The sequence below is a fragment of the Aquisalibacillus elongatus genome (assembly GCF_003843875.1).
GTDB lineage: Bacteria > Bacillota > Bacilli > Bacillales > Alkalibacillaceae > Aquisalibacillus > Aquisalibacillus elongatus.
This window is the reverse complement of the sequence record NZ_RKRF01000011.1, coordinates 125,064-138,909: the sequence shown is the minus strand read 5'-3', so window position 1 is coordinate 138,909 and position 13,846 is coordinate 125,064. Positions and strand designations below refer to the sequence as shown.

16 protein-coding genes, 1 tRNA gene and 1 other annotated feature are annotated in these 13,846 nt (G+C 37.4%); of the genes, 2 read left to right on the top strand and 15 right to left on the bottom strand.

Translation table 11 applies throughout. The features are described from left to right. Positions 1-30: 30 nt before the first annotated feature. From EDC24_RS11845 to EDC24_RS11810, 8 genes are all read right to left on the bottom strand, one after another. Positions 31-1,689 carry a SulP family inorganic anion transporter gene (locus EDC24_RS11845; RefSeq protein WP_124222870.1) on the bottom strand — a complete coding sequence of 553 codons (1,659 nt, stop codon included), beginning with the start codon at positions 1,687-1,689 and terminating at the stop codon, positions 31-33. 85 nt (positions 1,690-1,774) lie between these two features. Then, entirely contained in the window at positions 1,775-2,905 is a 1,131-nt protein-coding gene (locus EDC24_RS11840; RefSeq protein WP_124222868.1) for an MBL fold metallo-hydrolase, read from the bottom strand. A gap of 80 nt (positions 2,906-2,985) precedes the next feature. Further along, the gene (locus EDC24_RS11835; RefSeq protein WP_124222866.1) at positions 2,986-3,555 is read right to left on the bottom strand and encodes a sulfurtransferase TusA family protein; all 570 of its coding nucleotides are present in this window, start codon (positions 3,553-3,555) and stop codon (positions 2,986-2,988) included. A gap of 18 nt (positions 3,556-3,573) precedes the next feature. After that, on the bottom strand, positions 3,574-3,873 hold the full coding sequence (locus EDC24_RS11830; RefSeq protein ID WP_124223003.1) for a rhodanese-like domain-containing protein: 300 nt from the start codon (positions 3,871-3,873) through the stop codon (positions 3,574-3,576). Between the two features lie 18 nt (positions 3,874-3,891). Then, positions 3,892-4,371 (bottom strand): DsrE/DsrF/DrsH-like family protein, encoded by a 480-nt coding sequence (locus EDC24_RS11825; RefSeq protein WP_124222864.1) that lies wholly within the window; start codon positions 4,369-4,371, stop codon positions 3,892-3,894. Positions 4,372-4,478: 107 nt separating this feature from the next. Continuing rightward, positions 4,479-4,706, bottom strand: a complete 228-nt coding sequence (locus EDC24_RS11820) for a sulfurtransferase TusA family protein (protein ID WP_124222862.1) — start codon at positions 4,704-4,706, stop codon at positions 4,479-4,481. 104 nt (positions 4,707-4,810) lie between these two features. Then, the gene (locus tag EDC24_RS11815; protein WP_124222860.1) at positions 4,811-5,071 is read right to left on the bottom strand and encodes a metal-sensitive transcriptional regulator; all 261 of its coding nucleotides are present in this window, start codon (positions 5,069-5,071) and stop codon (positions 4,811-4,813) included. 150 nt (positions 5,072-5,221) lie between these two features. After that, the gene (locus EDC24_RS11810; protein ID WP_124222858.1) at positions 5,222-5,803 is read right to left on the bottom strand and encodes a CotY/CotZ family spore coat protein; all 582 of its coding nucleotides are present in this window, start codon (positions 5,801-5,803) and stop codon (positions 5,222-5,224) included. 169 nt (positions 5,804-5,972) lie between these two features. On the opposite strand from EDC24_RS11810, the gene EDC24_RS11805 reads away from it, so the two are divergent. Both EDC24_RS11805 and EDC24_RS11800 read left to right on the top strand, forming a co-directional pair. Further along, the gene (locus tag EDC24_RS11805) at positions 5,973-6,620 is read left to right on the top strand and encodes a deoxynucleoside kinase (protein ID WP_124222856.1); all 648 of its coding nucleotides are present in this window, start codon (positions 5,973-5,975) and stop codon (positions 6,618-6,620) included. Then, positions 6,617-7,288, top strand: coding sequence for a deoxynucleoside kinase (locus tag EDC24_RS11800; RefSeq protein ID WP_124222854.1), 672 nt, complete (start codon positions 6,617-6,619; stop codon positions 7,286-7,288). The genes EDC24_RS11805 and EDC24_RS11800 overlap by 4 nt, the downstream gene beginning before the upstream one ends. Before the next feature lie 36 nt (positions 7,289-7,324). Here EDC24_RS11800 and EDC24_RS11795 read toward each other — a convergent pair whose 3' ends face one another. The 7 genes from EDC24_RS11795 to EDC24_RS11765 form a co-directional block, all read right to left on the bottom strand. Further along, positions 7,325-7,753 carry a bactofilin family protein gene (locus EDC24_RS11795; RefSeq protein WP_124222852.1) on the bottom strand — a complete coding sequence of 143 codons (429 nt, stop codon included), beginning with the start codon at positions 7,751-7,753 and terminating at the stop codon, positions 7,325-7,327. Between the two features lie 15 nt (positions 7,754-7,768). Next, positions 7,769-8,707 carry a M23 family metallopeptidase gene (locus EDC24_RS11790; RefSeq protein ID WP_124222850.1) on the bottom strand — a complete coding sequence of 313 codons (939 nt, stop codon included), beginning with the start codon at positions 8,705-8,707 and terminating at the stop codon, positions 7,769-7,771. 464 nt (positions 8,708-9,171) lie between these two features. Further along, positions 9,172-9,264 (bottom strand) — tRNA-Ser (locus EDC24_RS11785). 140 nt (positions 9,265-9,404) lie between these two features. Further along, positions 9,405-10,682, bottom strand: a complete 1,278-nt coding sequence (gene serS / locus EDC24_RS11780; RefSeq protein ID WP_124222848.1) for a serine--tRNA ligase — start codon at positions 10,680-10,682, stop codon at positions 9,405-9,407. A gap of 50 nt (positions 10,683-10,732) precedes the next feature. Next, positions 10,733-10,947 (bottom strand) — a binding site (T-box leader). Positions 10,948-10,974: 27 nt separating this feature from the next. Then, a complete protein-coding gene (gene pdxT, locus EDC24_RS11775; protein ID WP_124222846.1) occupies positions 10,975-11,568 on the bottom strand; it encodes a pyridoxal 5'-phosphate synthase glutaminase subunit PdxT in 594 nt (197 codons plus the stop codon). 12 nt (positions 11,569-11,580) lie between these two features. Continuing rightward, positions 11,581-12,465 carry a pyridoxal 5'-phosphate synthase lyase subunit PdxS gene (pdxS, locus tag EDC24_RS11770; RefSeq protein WP_124222844.1) on the bottom strand — a complete coding sequence of 295 codons (885 nt, stop codon included), beginning with the start codon at positions 12,463-12,465 and terminating at the stop codon, positions 11,581-11,583. A 24-nt stretch (positions 12,466-12,489) separates the two neighbouring features. Continuing rightward, the gene (locus tag EDC24_RS11765; protein ID WP_124222842.1) at positions 12,490-13,809 is read right to left on the bottom strand and encodes a serine hydrolase; all 1,320 of its coding nucleotides are present in this window, start codon (positions 13,807-13,809) and stop codon (positions 12,490-12,492) included. Positions 13,810-13,846 lie beyond the last annotated feature (37 nt).

The window sequence follows — 13,846 nt, the reverse complement described above, 5'->3', positions numbered from 1 at the left end:
TAAAGAAATAGAAATAGAGACATGACGTCTCTATTTCTCTGTTTCCACAATTTCTTTAATTGAATCATATTTAATACGGTCACCATATTTTGCTCTCCAGCCAGATTTATCAGTTAAATCACGAACTGGCCCTTTCATATTTGCTATAACAATGGTAACACCGTAATCATCATATTCTTGGATAATACGATCCAGTTCATCTACTGCGACAGCGTCCATATCGTTGACACTTGAAAAATCTAGGGCGATTCGTTTTATATCATTATGCTTATCGATTAATTTTCCAAGTTGATCTTCTAAGAACGCGATATTTGCGAAATATAAGGACGCATCCACTCGGAAGATAATCGTATCACCATAAGTTTTTGCATTAGGGAAACGATCGACATTTCGGTAAATACCTTTATCTTCTAAATAGCCTAGTTCAGCTACATGAGGATAAGCACTTCGCCATATAAATACTAATAGTGAGAAGGCAATACCGACAACAATTCCTGTTTCAATAGAAGTGGCTAGTGTTGCAATAAATGTTACGAGTAATGTCCAACCATCAATTTTCTTTACCTTAAACAAATGAACGGCTTCTTTATAATCAATTAAGCCATACACCGCAACCATAATAATCGCCGCTAATACGGATTGTGGTAAATAGTAGAACCAGTCTGTAAAGAATAGTAAAGTAATAATAATTAGGACAGCTGTGATGACTGCTGCAAAGCCTGTTCTCGCACCCGCTTGGTAATTAACGGCTGACCTTGAAAATCCACCGGTTACCGGATAAGCCGAGAAGAAAGAACCGACAATATTAGCTGCACCTAAACCATTTAGCTCTTGGTTGGAATTAATTTTGTAGCCTTCTTTAGCTGCTATAGCTTTTGCAACGGCTACAGATTCCATGAAGCCAACAAATGTAATAGTTAAAGCAACAGGTAATAATTCTGAAATTGAATTCCAATCAAATGCAGGTAACGATACAGTCGGGATACCAGATGGTACTTCACCAACGATCCCAACACCTCGATCTTGTAAATCAAATAAATAAACGACTAAACTACTTGCTACAACAACTACTAAAGGTCCTGGAATCTTTGGGACATATTTTTTAAAGATAATTAATGTAATAATACTTGCTATACCAATTGTTAGTGTATAGTAATTAATATTTGGAATACTTAAGAAAGCATTGTATAAAATTTCAAAAACGTTTCCTTTTTCAATATTGGTACCTAGTAAATTTTTTAACTGAGATAAACCAATAATAATCGCCGCTGCTGATGTAAAACCACTAATTACAGCGTGCGATAAAAAGTTGACTAAAAACCCTAACTTAAATAAACCTAACGCAAGTTGTAGGACACCTACCATTAAAGCTAATAGTAATGCATAGGAAACAAATTGATCAGATCCAGGCTCAGCTAACTGTGATACCCCTGAAAAAACCAGTAATGATACCATAGCCACGGGTCCCACAGCTAACTGTCTTGAAGATCCTAAAAATGCATATATAATTAACGGAATCGTTGAAGCATAAAGTCCAATTACTGGTGGTAAACCTGCTAACATAGCATAGGCCATGCCTTGAGGGATTAACATAATTGCTACAATTATTCCGGCAATCATATCTCCTTTAAAGTCCATACGATTATAATTTTTTAACCAATCAACTGCTGGAAAATAATCTTTTAACATCTTTTCACCCCTCTTGATGCCTATCACCATAATAAGAAGGAGCAATAATTGCTCCTTCTTATTATGGTGATTTAAAAATTAATTATTACTTAACTGCACAACGGTTAGGGCCAATTTCCATTTCACGTTTCTTTTCAGTTTCTGGTGAAATTTTACCCATATTTGTTTCACGGATTTCTTGATAAGCGTTTGGTTGTGGTGGTAAGTTTTCCGTAACCATACGACGAAATTCTTGTTCATCCTCAACATTTAGTCCGTGGTTATCTTGATAAAGTTCACCTAGTTTTTTGCCAACTGAACCGTCTTCGTTTAATTCATCATTTGTCATATAGTGTGCTGGTAGAACGATCAATTCATCTGATAATTCTTTATAACGTTTGTATAATGTTTCGCGTAAGTCACCAACCCAATCGTCCGCAAGGCCTGCTAAGTCAGGACGTCCGATTGAATCAACGAATAAGATGTCACCTGACATTAGATATTGGTCGTCTACGATGAATGATGTTGAACCGATTGTGTGACCTGGTGAATATAGTGCTTGAACACTGATTTTAGAAGAACCAATGTGTACATCTTCACCGTCTTCTAATGGTTTGTAGTCAAATTGTAATTCAGTTGCATCTTTTGGAGGTAACCAATAAGTTGCACCTGTTTTCTCAGCAATTTCACGGCCACCTGAGATGTGGTCTGCGTGTAAGTGCGTATCAAATGCATGTGTGATTTTTGCACCTTTTTCTTCAGCAAAGTTAATGAAGACATCTGCCATACGAACAGCGTCAATAGTTGCTGCTTCACCATCAGAGATGACCATATAAGATAGGCAACCTTTACCTAGGCGTACGAACTGATAAAGCTCACCGCCGTCTTTTAAGTCTGCTACTTTAACTGGCTCTAGGTGTTCACTCCAAGCCTTCATACCGCCTTCTACTGAATAAACATTGTCAAAACCAGCTTCAACTAATTGTTCCGCAACAAATTCTGAAGATCCACCTTTTGCACAAACTACCGCTACATCACGATCTGTAGGAACTTGATCTTGAATTGGTTCAATGCCTTCAATTAAATCGAAGTACGGAACGTTTAAATAATTAAAGTTTTCACCTTCAACTTTCCAATCTTGGAAAGCATCTTCGTTACGAACGTCTAATACGAATAAATCTTCATTATTTACTACTCGCTTTGCAATTTCCTGAACATTCATTGTTTTAACTGACATCTTTCTATACCCCCTGTGGTATTATTTTTATGGTAATAAAAGAACTTGGAAATCGGACCAAGTCCTCTTTATCGGCATGTTTACTGACTATTAACGTCTCCATCCCATTCGCTCATACCAGGGACAACGTTATAAACGTTTTCGAATCCTTTTTCGCTTAATAATTTTGCAGCCATATCACTACGATTACCTGTACGGCAAACAACGTAAATTTCGTCATCTTGATTAAGTTCAGATACACGATCCTCTAATTCACCGAATGGAATTGAAATTGCATTTGGAATGTGACCAAAAGCGTACTCTGCTGATTCACGTACGTCTAAAACTGTCACTTGATCTGAATCAAGCTTTTGCTTTAATTCATCATTGTTAACTTTTTGATCAAATGATACATCTTCTTCAGTTTCACCTTCAGATGCCTTACGAACATAGTGTCTTAAAACGTCATCTTCTTCAACAGTACCTAAATACTGATGACCACTACGCTCTGCCCAAGCTTTTAAGTCTGCTTTAGAACCTTGGTCAGTCGCTTCAACTAATAACACTTTTCCGCCTTCAATATTTTCAATTTCTTTACGTGTTTTCACAATCGGCATTGGACACGCCAAGCCTTTTGCATCTAAGACGTGATCTGCTTTAATATCAGTCATTAGAATCCCTCCGTTTTATTATTTTTCAACAGGGCCTACCCAATCAAGCATGCCGCCCGTCATGTTGGTGACATCAAAACCGCGACCTTCGAGATATTGTGTCGCTTTTCCACTACGGCCACCTGAACGACAAACCATGATATATTCTTTTCCTTGATCTAATTCATTTTCGCGAAATTCAATTAAACCAAGTGGAATGTTTTTCGCACCAGGAATTTTTCCTTCTGCTACTTCATCCGTTTCGCGAACATCAATAATGTTTAGCTCTTTGCCATTCTCTAATTTTTCAGCTACAGTTTTTGCGTCAATGGATTTCATCATCTATACCCCCATTCATTAGATAAACAAGTTGATTGCTCCGTCTTCACCTTCTGCAATATATGCTGCAACGCCACCATATTCAATATCATCAAGTAGTTCTTCTTTCTTAAGACCTAAAAGATCCATTGTCATTGTACAAGCAAGTAATGTGATATCTTGCTCTTTTGCCATATCAATTAAATCTGGTAAAGGCATCGCATTATGCTTTTTCATAACACCTTTAATCATTTTTGGCCCCATACCTAAGAACTGCATTTTAGATAATGGCATGTTGTCTGCCCCACGAGGCATCATTTTACCGAACATTTTCTCCATGAAAGATTTCTTCGGTTGTAATTTTTCATTTTTACGTAACGCGTTTAACCCCCAGAATGTGTGGAATATAGTTACGTCATGATCATATGCAGCTGCACCGTTTGCAATGATGTATGCTGCCATTGTTTTATCGTAATCACCACTGAATAGGATGATATTCGTCTTTTTCTTTTCAGCCATTTTAAAGCTCCTCCCTTTTTGTTGGTTAGTAGAGATCCTATATTAACCAGGATCCCTACTACAATTACCCATACCCGTATAGGTATATTCTAAAACAAAAAAATATATTATGCTTTTTTAATATAGAAAGTGAATACGCCGTCATCTTCATTCGTGTCAACTAACTCATGACCTGAAGATTTGCACCATGCTGTTAAGTCGCTTTTAGCTCCAGCATCTGTTGCAACAACTTCTAGAACTTGACCACTGTCAATGTCCTCAATTGCCTTTTTAGTTTTTACAATTGGCATTGGGCATGCTAAACCTTTTGCGTCTAATGTTTTATCAATATTCATGAAATATTCCTCCTAAAATTTTTAAGTTAGTATTTTTAATACCCTATGGGGTATATTACAATATAAAATGAACTTCGTCAACAACTTTAATCTTTTTGAAAAGATTAACGGCTTTTTACTAGTAAATTAACCGCTTCTTTTACTCTTTCTTCAGTCTCTTCACCATTTTCATTCGAATCTTGAACGCATTCAATTAAGTTATTACTAACAATAACTCCAATTGTGCGATCTAAAGCTGTTCGACTGGCAGAAAGCTGAGTGATGACTTCTTTACAATCCTCGCCTTCTTCCATCATTCGAAGGACACCGCGTAATTGACCTTCTAAACGTTTAATTCTATTTTTAACTTTTTCATCATATTCCATGACGGCTCCTCCTTTCTCCTTCAACAAAACGTATATTTATTTTGTCTTTTTTAATGTTACACATACATCATATACCCCGTAAGGTATTTTGTCAAACATAAAAAAATAAAAGCCGGTATCAAAAATGATACCAGCTTTACAACGAATTAACTAGTCGTTTTTCATACCTCTTGCATCGTCTGATACATTTAATTCAGACACTGGACGAGGACGTGTTGGCTCTAGACATGCAATACCTGAGAAATCACATAAATCAACTGTTATACAAAGACCTGTGCGTTGTAATGTTGCAATTGAGTTACCTGGGAAGAAGTCACAAACCGTGTCTCCACCTCCACCTGGTGTTGAACCACCTTGGGAAACAGGTAGCAGTAATTCAATTTCAGCACAGCAGTTTTTCTTCACTTTGCTGACACGGAAAATTGGTGATTCGAAGCAACGTAGGACTGAGCGTCCGCCACCTCCACCACCAGTTGTGCCTTGTAAAATACTGCTTCCAAAGAACGGATGACAAGTTCCTTTACAGTATAAGATAAACGGTACTGTGTCGTTGCCATTTCCATTAGCAGTTGGAGATAAAAGATCTCTTACGGATTGTTTACAACTGACATCACAATTGTCATCTGTTAGGCCTGCAACTTCATCCTGAGCTTCTGCAATTTTTCTTACCGTTTTACATACACATTTGTTATTTTTGCAATCAAAGTCATCATGGTAGTTATCATCAAACATTTATTATCACCTCTCTTTTCGTCGTTAGTATAAAATATGTCTATAAGAAAATTGTGTATAGGTTATTGATAGATATTTTCCAAATTTAAAATCTAAAATATTACCCAATTTAGTGTCGAAATTTGTTATCATGGAAGAATAGTATTGAACAGTTATGGGAGGAATTTGAATGGGGGATTATCAAGTACCTTTTATTGCAGTGGAGGGGCCAATTGGCGTCGGAAAAACCTCTCTTTCAAATAAAATTGCTAAACACTTCTATTTTCATTTATTAAAAGAAATCGTAGAAGAAAATCCTTTTTTAGGTAAATTTTACGACAACATAGAAGAGTGGAGCTTTCAGACAGAAATGTTTTTCCTTTGTAATCGATATAAACAACTTGAGGACATTGAAAAGCATTATTTAAAGCAAAATAAACCTGTCGTTTCGGATTATCATATTTATAAGAATATGATTTTTGCTAAACGAACTTTAAGTGATGATCAGTTTAATAAGTATGAGAAGATTTTTCATATTTTAACGGATGATCGACCAAAGCCAAACGTGATGATTTATCTACACGCAAGTCTTGATACGCTATTAAATCGCATCCGCATGCGTGGTCGTGAGGTTGAGAAAAATATTCAGCCTGAATATTTAGAGCAATTATCCAGAGACTATGATCAATTTATGGACGACTTTGAAAGAGACAATCCAGATATCCCAGTGATCCGTTTAAATGGTGATGAACTTGATTTTATAAAACATCAAGAAGATTTGGATTATATATTAGAGGTTGTCGAGAAGCATATAGAAAAAGGGGAAGTTGTGACATGAAGGCCAATAATAAATATGGAATTCCTAGCGATGCCGTCATTACCATCGCGGGTACAGTCGGTGTCGGTAAATCATCGATGACACACGCTTTATCTAATGAACTTGGATTTCGTACATCACTCGAAAAAGTTGACGGAAACCCTTACCTTGATAAGTTTTACAGAGATTTCGAACGCTGGAGCTTTCATTTACAGGTGTACTTTTTAGCAGAACGTTTTAAGGAACAAAAACGCATTTTCGAATACGGTGGAGGGTTTATTCAAGACCGTTCCATCTATGAAGATACTGGCATTTTCGCCAAGATGCATTATGAAAAAGGAACAATGAATGAAACGGATTATAACACGTATAAAAGTCTTTTCGATGCCATGGTGATGACGCCGTATTTTCCACATCCAGATCTACTCATTTATCTAGAAGGGTCATTTGATGATGTGTTAACTCGTCTGAAAAGTAGAGGAAGACAAATGGAACAAGACACACCTATCGAATACTGGCGTGAGATGTATGACCGCTATGAAGAATGGATTAATAATTTTAATACTTGTCCTGTTATGCGCATTAATATTAATGATTATGATTTATATAACGACGAGGATTCCATCGAGCCAATTTTAGAAAGAGTTGGTAACTTCATTCAAACATCCAGAAATTTAATCAAGGCATAAAACAATCCGGTACGTTTACTCGTACCGGATTTATTATTATGAAGCTTGTTCTTTTTTATTTTGTTTGTCTTTTTTCTTATTTTGATTGTCGTTCTTTTTATTACTAGATTCATTGGATTCTTGTTGTCCCATTGAACTGCGACCATCAAATTGACCGCCTTCATCGATGACCAAGGTACTCATGGATGCATCTCCGTGGAGTTTACCAGATGATTCAACCTTTAACATATCTTGAGATGTCACATTACCTTTCACCGTACCTGCAACGATGACATTACGACCTTTTACCTCTGCTTCGATTTTCCCTTCTTGTCCGATCTCAACGTCTCCTTGACAAGCCACTGTACCAGAAACCGTCCCGTCAACACGAATACTAGCTTCAGATTCTAAATCACCTTTAATGGTCGTGCCGCTACCGATAATTGTATCCACATTATTTAATTGCTTTTCTTGTTTCGATCTCATAAAACGTAACCACCTTTATTCATTTAATACGCGTTGAACAAATGTCATATAAGGATAAGGATCAATGCGTTCACCATTGTGATATATTTCGTAATGTAAATGGACACCAGTGCTCCGACCTGTTGAGCCCATACCACCAATTAAATCACCTTGTTCAACTTGATCTCCTTTTTCTACCATTACCTGACTTAGATGAGCATACTGTGTTTTATATCCATTACCATGATTAACAACAACTGATAAACCATAAGAGCCATCTCGTCCAGCTAATTCAACGGTTCCTTCAGCGGTTGAATAAATCTCCGTTCCCCATGGGCCTGCTAAGTCTAATCCACCATGAAAGGCTTTTGTTCTTGCAAAAGGATCATCTCGATGACCAAATTCTGAGGTGATTCGTTCAGTATCAGCGGGCCAAGCAATAGGAACTTGTTTAAGCTCATCTTTCATATGAGATAAATCATCGACTGCCATTTTATATCGATCTACTAACTCAGGAACGTGTTCACGTAAAGACGAGTAATCTTCTAACCCTTGTTCTTCTTCATAAGATACTAACTTAATGTCATCATTCAATAGGCTTTGTCCACCTTGTGGTCCTTCATCAAAATGAGCTAATCGGTCAGGATTAAGTGAAGACATCATTTCTTTCAATTGTTCCTCTAAGGAACGTAATTCAGTTAATCGACCTTCTATTGCCAGACGATCTTCTTCAAATTGGGCAAGCTTCTGATCCTTTACATCTATCTCTTCTTGAGCGTTTTCTAAACTAGCTGTTAACTCTTGTTGATCATGAGAAAGAGTCTGGATTATACCAATCGTTACAGCAACACTGGCTAAAGATACGAAAAAAATCGCTACAAGACCAAATCCCACAAGTTTATGTAGTGAAAACTGTTTTATATTCTGTTGTGCATCTGACATAACCACAATACGCCATCTTTTAAATAACTTCATAAACACTCGTACCCCAGGTTAGTTAGTAATTTATCTTTTTAAAATAGATGTTGTTAAATATGAATCATTAAGGGAGTTGTTGTAATGTGATGAGCGATAGGCGGCGACTCCTAGGTCGGCTAAAATCGGCCACGTCCTGTGGCCAACGCCGACACTAGAACGTCCAGTTCGTCGTGGAATAGCGCGAAGTGAAAATCACGCAAAGCGAAACGGCAGTGAGCTTTGGGAAGTTGAACTCGCGCCCCCAGGAAAGCGTCCGCCGGTAGCGAATCACATTACAACAACAGAGCTAAATATAGGTAATTCCTTTAACAACACCTAATATTCGCAATATCTTTTTTATCATACATTCTACGACAAATTATATATTAATTTCGAAATATTTTCTATTTTTCTCTTAAAAAAAGATATAAAAAAAGGTTACGTATGTAACCAATCCTGTTATATTGTCATGTTTTAAATAATGGCGGAGGAGGAGGGATTCGAACCCCCGCGGGCCGTGAAGCCCCTGGCGGTTTTCAAGACCGCTCCCTTCAGCCGGACTTGGGTACTCCTCCGTATGAGCTGACAAAAATTAATATACCACACGATCTGACAGGACGCAACAAGTTGTTGCGATTTTTTTATTTTCTGTAAATTCCATAAAAACAGTTCAAATGATAGGGTGCTCTCATTTAAATGAGAACACCCTGCAATATTAAGCTTCAATTTTCTCACGATTACCCATATAAGGACGTAACGCTTCTGGGATCACAACACTGCCATCTTCTTGTTGATAATTTTCTAAAATCGCAGCCACAGTACGTCCAACTGCTAGACCTGAACCATTTAACGTGTGTACAAATTCAGGTTTAGCCTTAGCATCACGGCGGAATCGAATTCCAGCACGTCTTGCTTGGAAAGCTTCGAAATTTGAACAAGAGGAAATCTCTCGGTAGGTATTGTTACTAGGCATCCATACCTCAATATCGTATTTTTTAGCAGCTGTAAAACCTAAATCGCCAGTACACATGCTCATTACGCGATATGGAAGTTCTAATAATTGTAGAATTTTCTCAGCGTGACCTGTTAATACTTCTAACGTCTCATAAGAATCTTCTGGCTTAGCTATGTGAACTAGTTCAACTTTGTTAAATTGATGTTGACGAATAAGGCCTCTTGTGTCACGACCCGCAGATCCTGCCTCTGAGCGGAAGTTGGCACTATATGCTGCAAATTTCTTAGGTAAATCTTCTACTGCTAATATCTCATCACGATGATAATTCGTTACAGGCACTTCAGCTGTCGGAATTAAATAGTAACCCCAATCCTCAAGCTTAAATACATCTTCAGTAAACTTTGGAAATTGACCGGTACCTTTTAAGCTTTCGGTATTGACCATTTGTGGTGGCATCATTTCATGGTAACCATGCTCATCCACTTGGTAATCCATCATAAAGTTAATTAGCGCGCGCTCTAGTCGAGCACCAATGCCTTTATAAAAAGCAAAACGGCTACCAGTGACTTTAGAAGCACGTTCAAAGTCAACTAAGTCTAAATCTGTTGCAACATCCCAGTGAGGCTTTTCTTCAAAATCAAATGAAGGAACTTCTCCCCATGTGCGAACTTCAACATTATCATCTTCTGACTCTCCAATAGGTGTAGATTCATGAGGAATATTTGGAATTGATAGCATCAGTTCATTTAACTTTTCTTCAACCGTTTTTAACTGTTCATCAATTTCTTTAATGCGTTCGCCAACTTCGCGCATCTCTTTAATTAAGTGATCAGCATCTTTCTTTTCTTTTTTAAGTTGAGAAATCTCCTTTGATACCTCATTACGACGAGCCTTTAGCTCTTCTGACTCCTGAATATATTGTCTTCTTTTTTGATCCCAATCCTGAAACTGGTCTAAATCAGTTAAATCCTCTCCACGATGCTGTAATTTTCCTTTCACGTCTTCGAAATTCTGGCGTAAATACTTAAGATCTAACATCTGTGATCCTCCTTTAATCGTTTATATACAAAAAACTCGCCCCTTATTTCATAAGGGACGAGTTATATACCCGCGTTACCACCCTTGTTGAAGAAAATCATTCTTCCAACTCGGAAGCGTTAACGGTGCTTGACCGGATTAACCTACTGATGATTTCAGTTAATCTGCTCGGGGATGGATTCATAAATAACTTATACTAGTTCACAGCAACCACTAGCTCTCTGACATAAACTTATTTATTACTAGTTCCCGTCAATGCATTTAAATGATTAATATTAATATAAAGGTTTTTTTAATTTACTGCAAGTTTTAATTTATATTGTTTAACTAATTCAATAAAATATTCTACTAAACGATTGTCATCTGTCAACTCAGGGTGAAAAGCAGCAGCTAAAAATTGACCTTGTTGAGCAGCTACAATTTTTCCATCGTAAGTAGCTAAAACTTCTGTATCTTCATTGACTTCAGCAATATAAGGTGCACGTATAAAAACTGCTTCAAAATCATTTGCGACCCCTTGGACCTTTAGTTTGGACTCAAAGCTTTCCTTTTGACGACCGAACGCATTACGCTCAACTTTCATATCCATTAGTTGTAAGTGGGCAGATGAATTACCTTCAATTTCAGTCGCTAAAAGAATCAGACCCGCACATGTACCAAAAATCGGCTTTCCTGATTGACCAAAAGTACGAAGCGCATCGAAAAAGTCATAACGGTCAATTAAACGTCTCATAGTAGTGCTCTCACCACCAGGCAAAATTAAACCATCAATCTCTTCTAGTTCTTCTTTACGTTTGATAATTTTTGCCTCATGGCCACATGCTTCAATGGATTGCTTGTGTTCTCTAAAGGCTCCTTGTAACCCTAAAACGCCAATGGTTAGCATGGACATACCCCTTTACTCACTACGATCTTGCATACGATCGTGTTCTTCTAATGTTGTCATTTCAATACCAGGCATAGCTGTACCAAGACCTTTAGACAACTTAGCAATTAATTCATAATCATCATAATGCGTTGTTGCTTCAACAATGGAACGTGCAAACTTTTCTGGTTGATCTGATTTAAAAATTCCAGAACCGACGAATACTCCGTCTGCACCTAACTGCATCATTAGTGCTGCATCTGCAGGTGTTGCAATACCGCCAGCTGCAAAGTTGACGACTGGTAAACGACCGTTTTCACGAATATCTAATAACACTTCATAAGAAGCGCCGTTTTCTTTTGCATAAACCATTAACTCATCTTCTGCCATATTTGTTACTTCTTTGATTTGTTTTTGAACTTCACGCATATGACGAACAGCTTCCACAATATTACCTGTTCCTGGTTCACCTTTAGTACGCAACATCGATGAACCTTCGCCAATACGACGTACAGCTTCACCTAGATTGCGGCAACCACAGACAAACGGAACTGTATATTCACGTTTATTAATGTGGAATACCTCATCTGCAGGTGTTAGTACTTCACTTTCATCAATATAATCAACACCCATTGATTCAAGTACACGCGCTTCTACAATATGGCCGATACGAGCTTTGGCCATTACTGGAATTGACACAGCATTCATCACTTCTTCAACAATCGTTGGATCAGCCATACGAGCGACTCCGCCTGCTGCACGAATGTCAGCTGGTACACGCTCTAAGGCCATTACTGCAACAGCCCCAGCTTCTTCTGCAATTTTTGCTTGTTCTGCGTTAACGACGTCCATGATGACGCCACCTTTTTGCATTTCTGCCATACCTCTTTTAACACGATCAGTACCTACATGACTCATGAAATGAACCCCCTGATATTCTATTTAGGAAAATATTCCTTTAATACTCGCAAATAAATCAACGAAAAAATCACCTATTGCTTGTAACATTAACATAAACCAATTTGATTTTTCTACATCATGGGAAGTAACAAGTGGAACAGATGCTTCATCACTATTAATTAAATGCCCATAATCTTCGTTACCATCATAATTTAATACCATTTCTCCAACTTCAGTACCTTCTTCAATTGGAGCTTCTAACGAACCGTTATCATTTATTAATTCTTCGTTTATTTCATATGTGACAGTGTAATTCTCTTGTTCACCGTTTTTAATCACTTTCGTAATCGCTTCGCTAGATTCAATTTCAACGTAATCCTGTTTACCTTTACTTACAGGAATAGTCGATTCATCTTCAATTTGATGTCCCGCGTCAAATAACGTAACTTTCTCAAAGTTATTAAACCCATAGTCTAATAGATTAGCTGTTTCATTGAATCGTTCAGCTTTGCTTTCGGTTTTCATCACGACAGTAATTAAACGTTGGCTATTACGCTCTGCTGTCCCTGTGAAGGTATAGCCTGCTAAGTTTGTATGTCCCGTTTTTAACCCATCTAGTCCTTCATAAGTAAAATGTGCGACACCTTCACCCATGCCAGGTAACATCCAGTTATAGTTTTCAATGGATTGATTCTCAAATTCTTTACGAGGAATACTAGAAACGTCTAAAACTTCAGGGTAATCATGAATTAAATGATAAGCCAATTTAGCTGTATCACGTGCTGACATCAGGTTTTCACCTTCAGGGTCTGTCCCTTCAGGTCTATTTTCACCTAAGAACGAGTTATTCAGCCCTGATGAGTTGACGAACTTATAATCTGTCATGCCAAGTTCTTCGGCTTTCTCATTCATCATGTTAACAAATTCGCCTTCACTACCTGCAATAAATTCTGCTAAAGCGATTGTTGTTGCGTTATCAGAATTAATCACCATAGCATCGTATAAATCTTTAACCGTATACTCATGATCTAAACGCAAACCTATACCTGATGATAGATTGTTTGCAGAGATTTCATAAGCATATTCACTAATCTCAACTTTTGAGTCCCAAGACAAATCTTCGTTATGAACCGCTTCTAACACTAAGTATTCAGTCATCATTTTCGTCATACTTGCTGGTGGTAGAGCTAGATCAGCATTTTTGGATAATAAAACATCGCCTGTTTCAAAATCTACTATAATCGCAGATTCCGCTTCGGTCTCAATCGCAGCTTCTGTTTTATATGGATTTATAAATAAAGTACTTAAAAGTAACAACGTTGCTATTGTTAATAGATTAATCTTTTTAAATGTTCTCTTCATCTCGTTCTTCCCCCATAATCTCTTGATAGCTTTACAG

Coding starts and splice junctions, on each gene's coding strand:
- EDC24_RS11810 (WP_124222858.1), bottom strand. CDS start 5,803: ATGTTTGATGATAACTACCATGATGACTTTGATTGCAAAAATAACAAA.
- EDC24_RS11840 (WP_124222868.1), bottom strand. CDS start 2,905: ATGTCAGTTAAAACAATGAATGTTCAGGAAATTGCAAAGCGAGTAGTA.
- EDC24_RS11845 (WP_124222870.1), bottom strand. CDS start 1,689: ATGTTAAAAGATTATTTTCCAGCAGTTGATTGGTTAAAAAATTATAAT.
- EDC24_RS11795 (WP_124222852.1), bottom strand. CDS start 7,753: ATGAGATCGAAACAAGAAAAGCAATTAAATAATGTGGATACAATTATC.
- EDC24_RS11825 (WP_124222864.1), bottom strand. CDS start 4,371: ATGGCTGAAAAGAAAAAGACGAATATCATCCTATTCAGTGGTGATTAC.
- serS (WP_124222848.1), bottom strand. CDS start 10,682: ATGTTAGATCTTAAGTATTTACGCCAGAATTTCGAAGACGTGAAAGGA.
- EDC24_RS11805 (WP_124222856.1), top strand. CDS start 5,973: ATGGGGGATTATCAAGTACCTTTTATTGCAGTGGAGGGGCCAATTGGC.
- EDC24_RS11790 (WP_124222850.1), bottom strand. CDS start 8,707: ATGAAGTTATTTAAAAGATGGCGTATTGTGGTTATGTCAGATGCACAA.
- EDC24_RS11800 (WP_124222854.1), top strand. CDS start 6,617: ATGAAGGCCAATAATAAATATGGAATTCCTAGCGATGCCGTCATTACC.
- EDC24_RS11815 (WP_124222860.1), bottom strand. CDS start 5,071: ATGGAATATGATGAAAAAGTTAAAAATAGAATTAAACGTTTAGAAGGT.
- EDC24_RS11765 (WP_124222842.1), bottom strand. CDS start 13,809: ATGAAGAGAACATTTAAAAAGATTAATCTATTAACAATAGCAACGTTG.
- EDC24_RS11820 (WP_124222862.1), bottom strand. CDS start 4,706: ATGAATATTGATAAAACATTAGACGCAAAAGGTTTAGCATGCCCAATG.
- pdxS (WP_124222844.1), bottom strand. CDS start 12,465: ATGAGTCATGTAGGTACTGATCGTGTTAAAAGAGGTATGGCAGAAATG.
- EDC24_RS11830 (WP_124223003.1), bottom strand. CDS start 3,873: ATGAAATCCATTGACGCAAAAACTGTAGCTGAAAAATTAGAGAATGGC.
- EDC24_RS11835 (WP_124222866.1), bottom strand. CDS start 3,555: ATGACTGATATTAAAGCAGATCACGTCTTAGATGCAAAAGGCTTGGCG.
- pdxT (WP_124222846.1), bottom strand. CDS start 11,568: ATGCTAACCATTGGCGTTTTAGGGTTACAAGGAGCCTTTAGAGAACAC.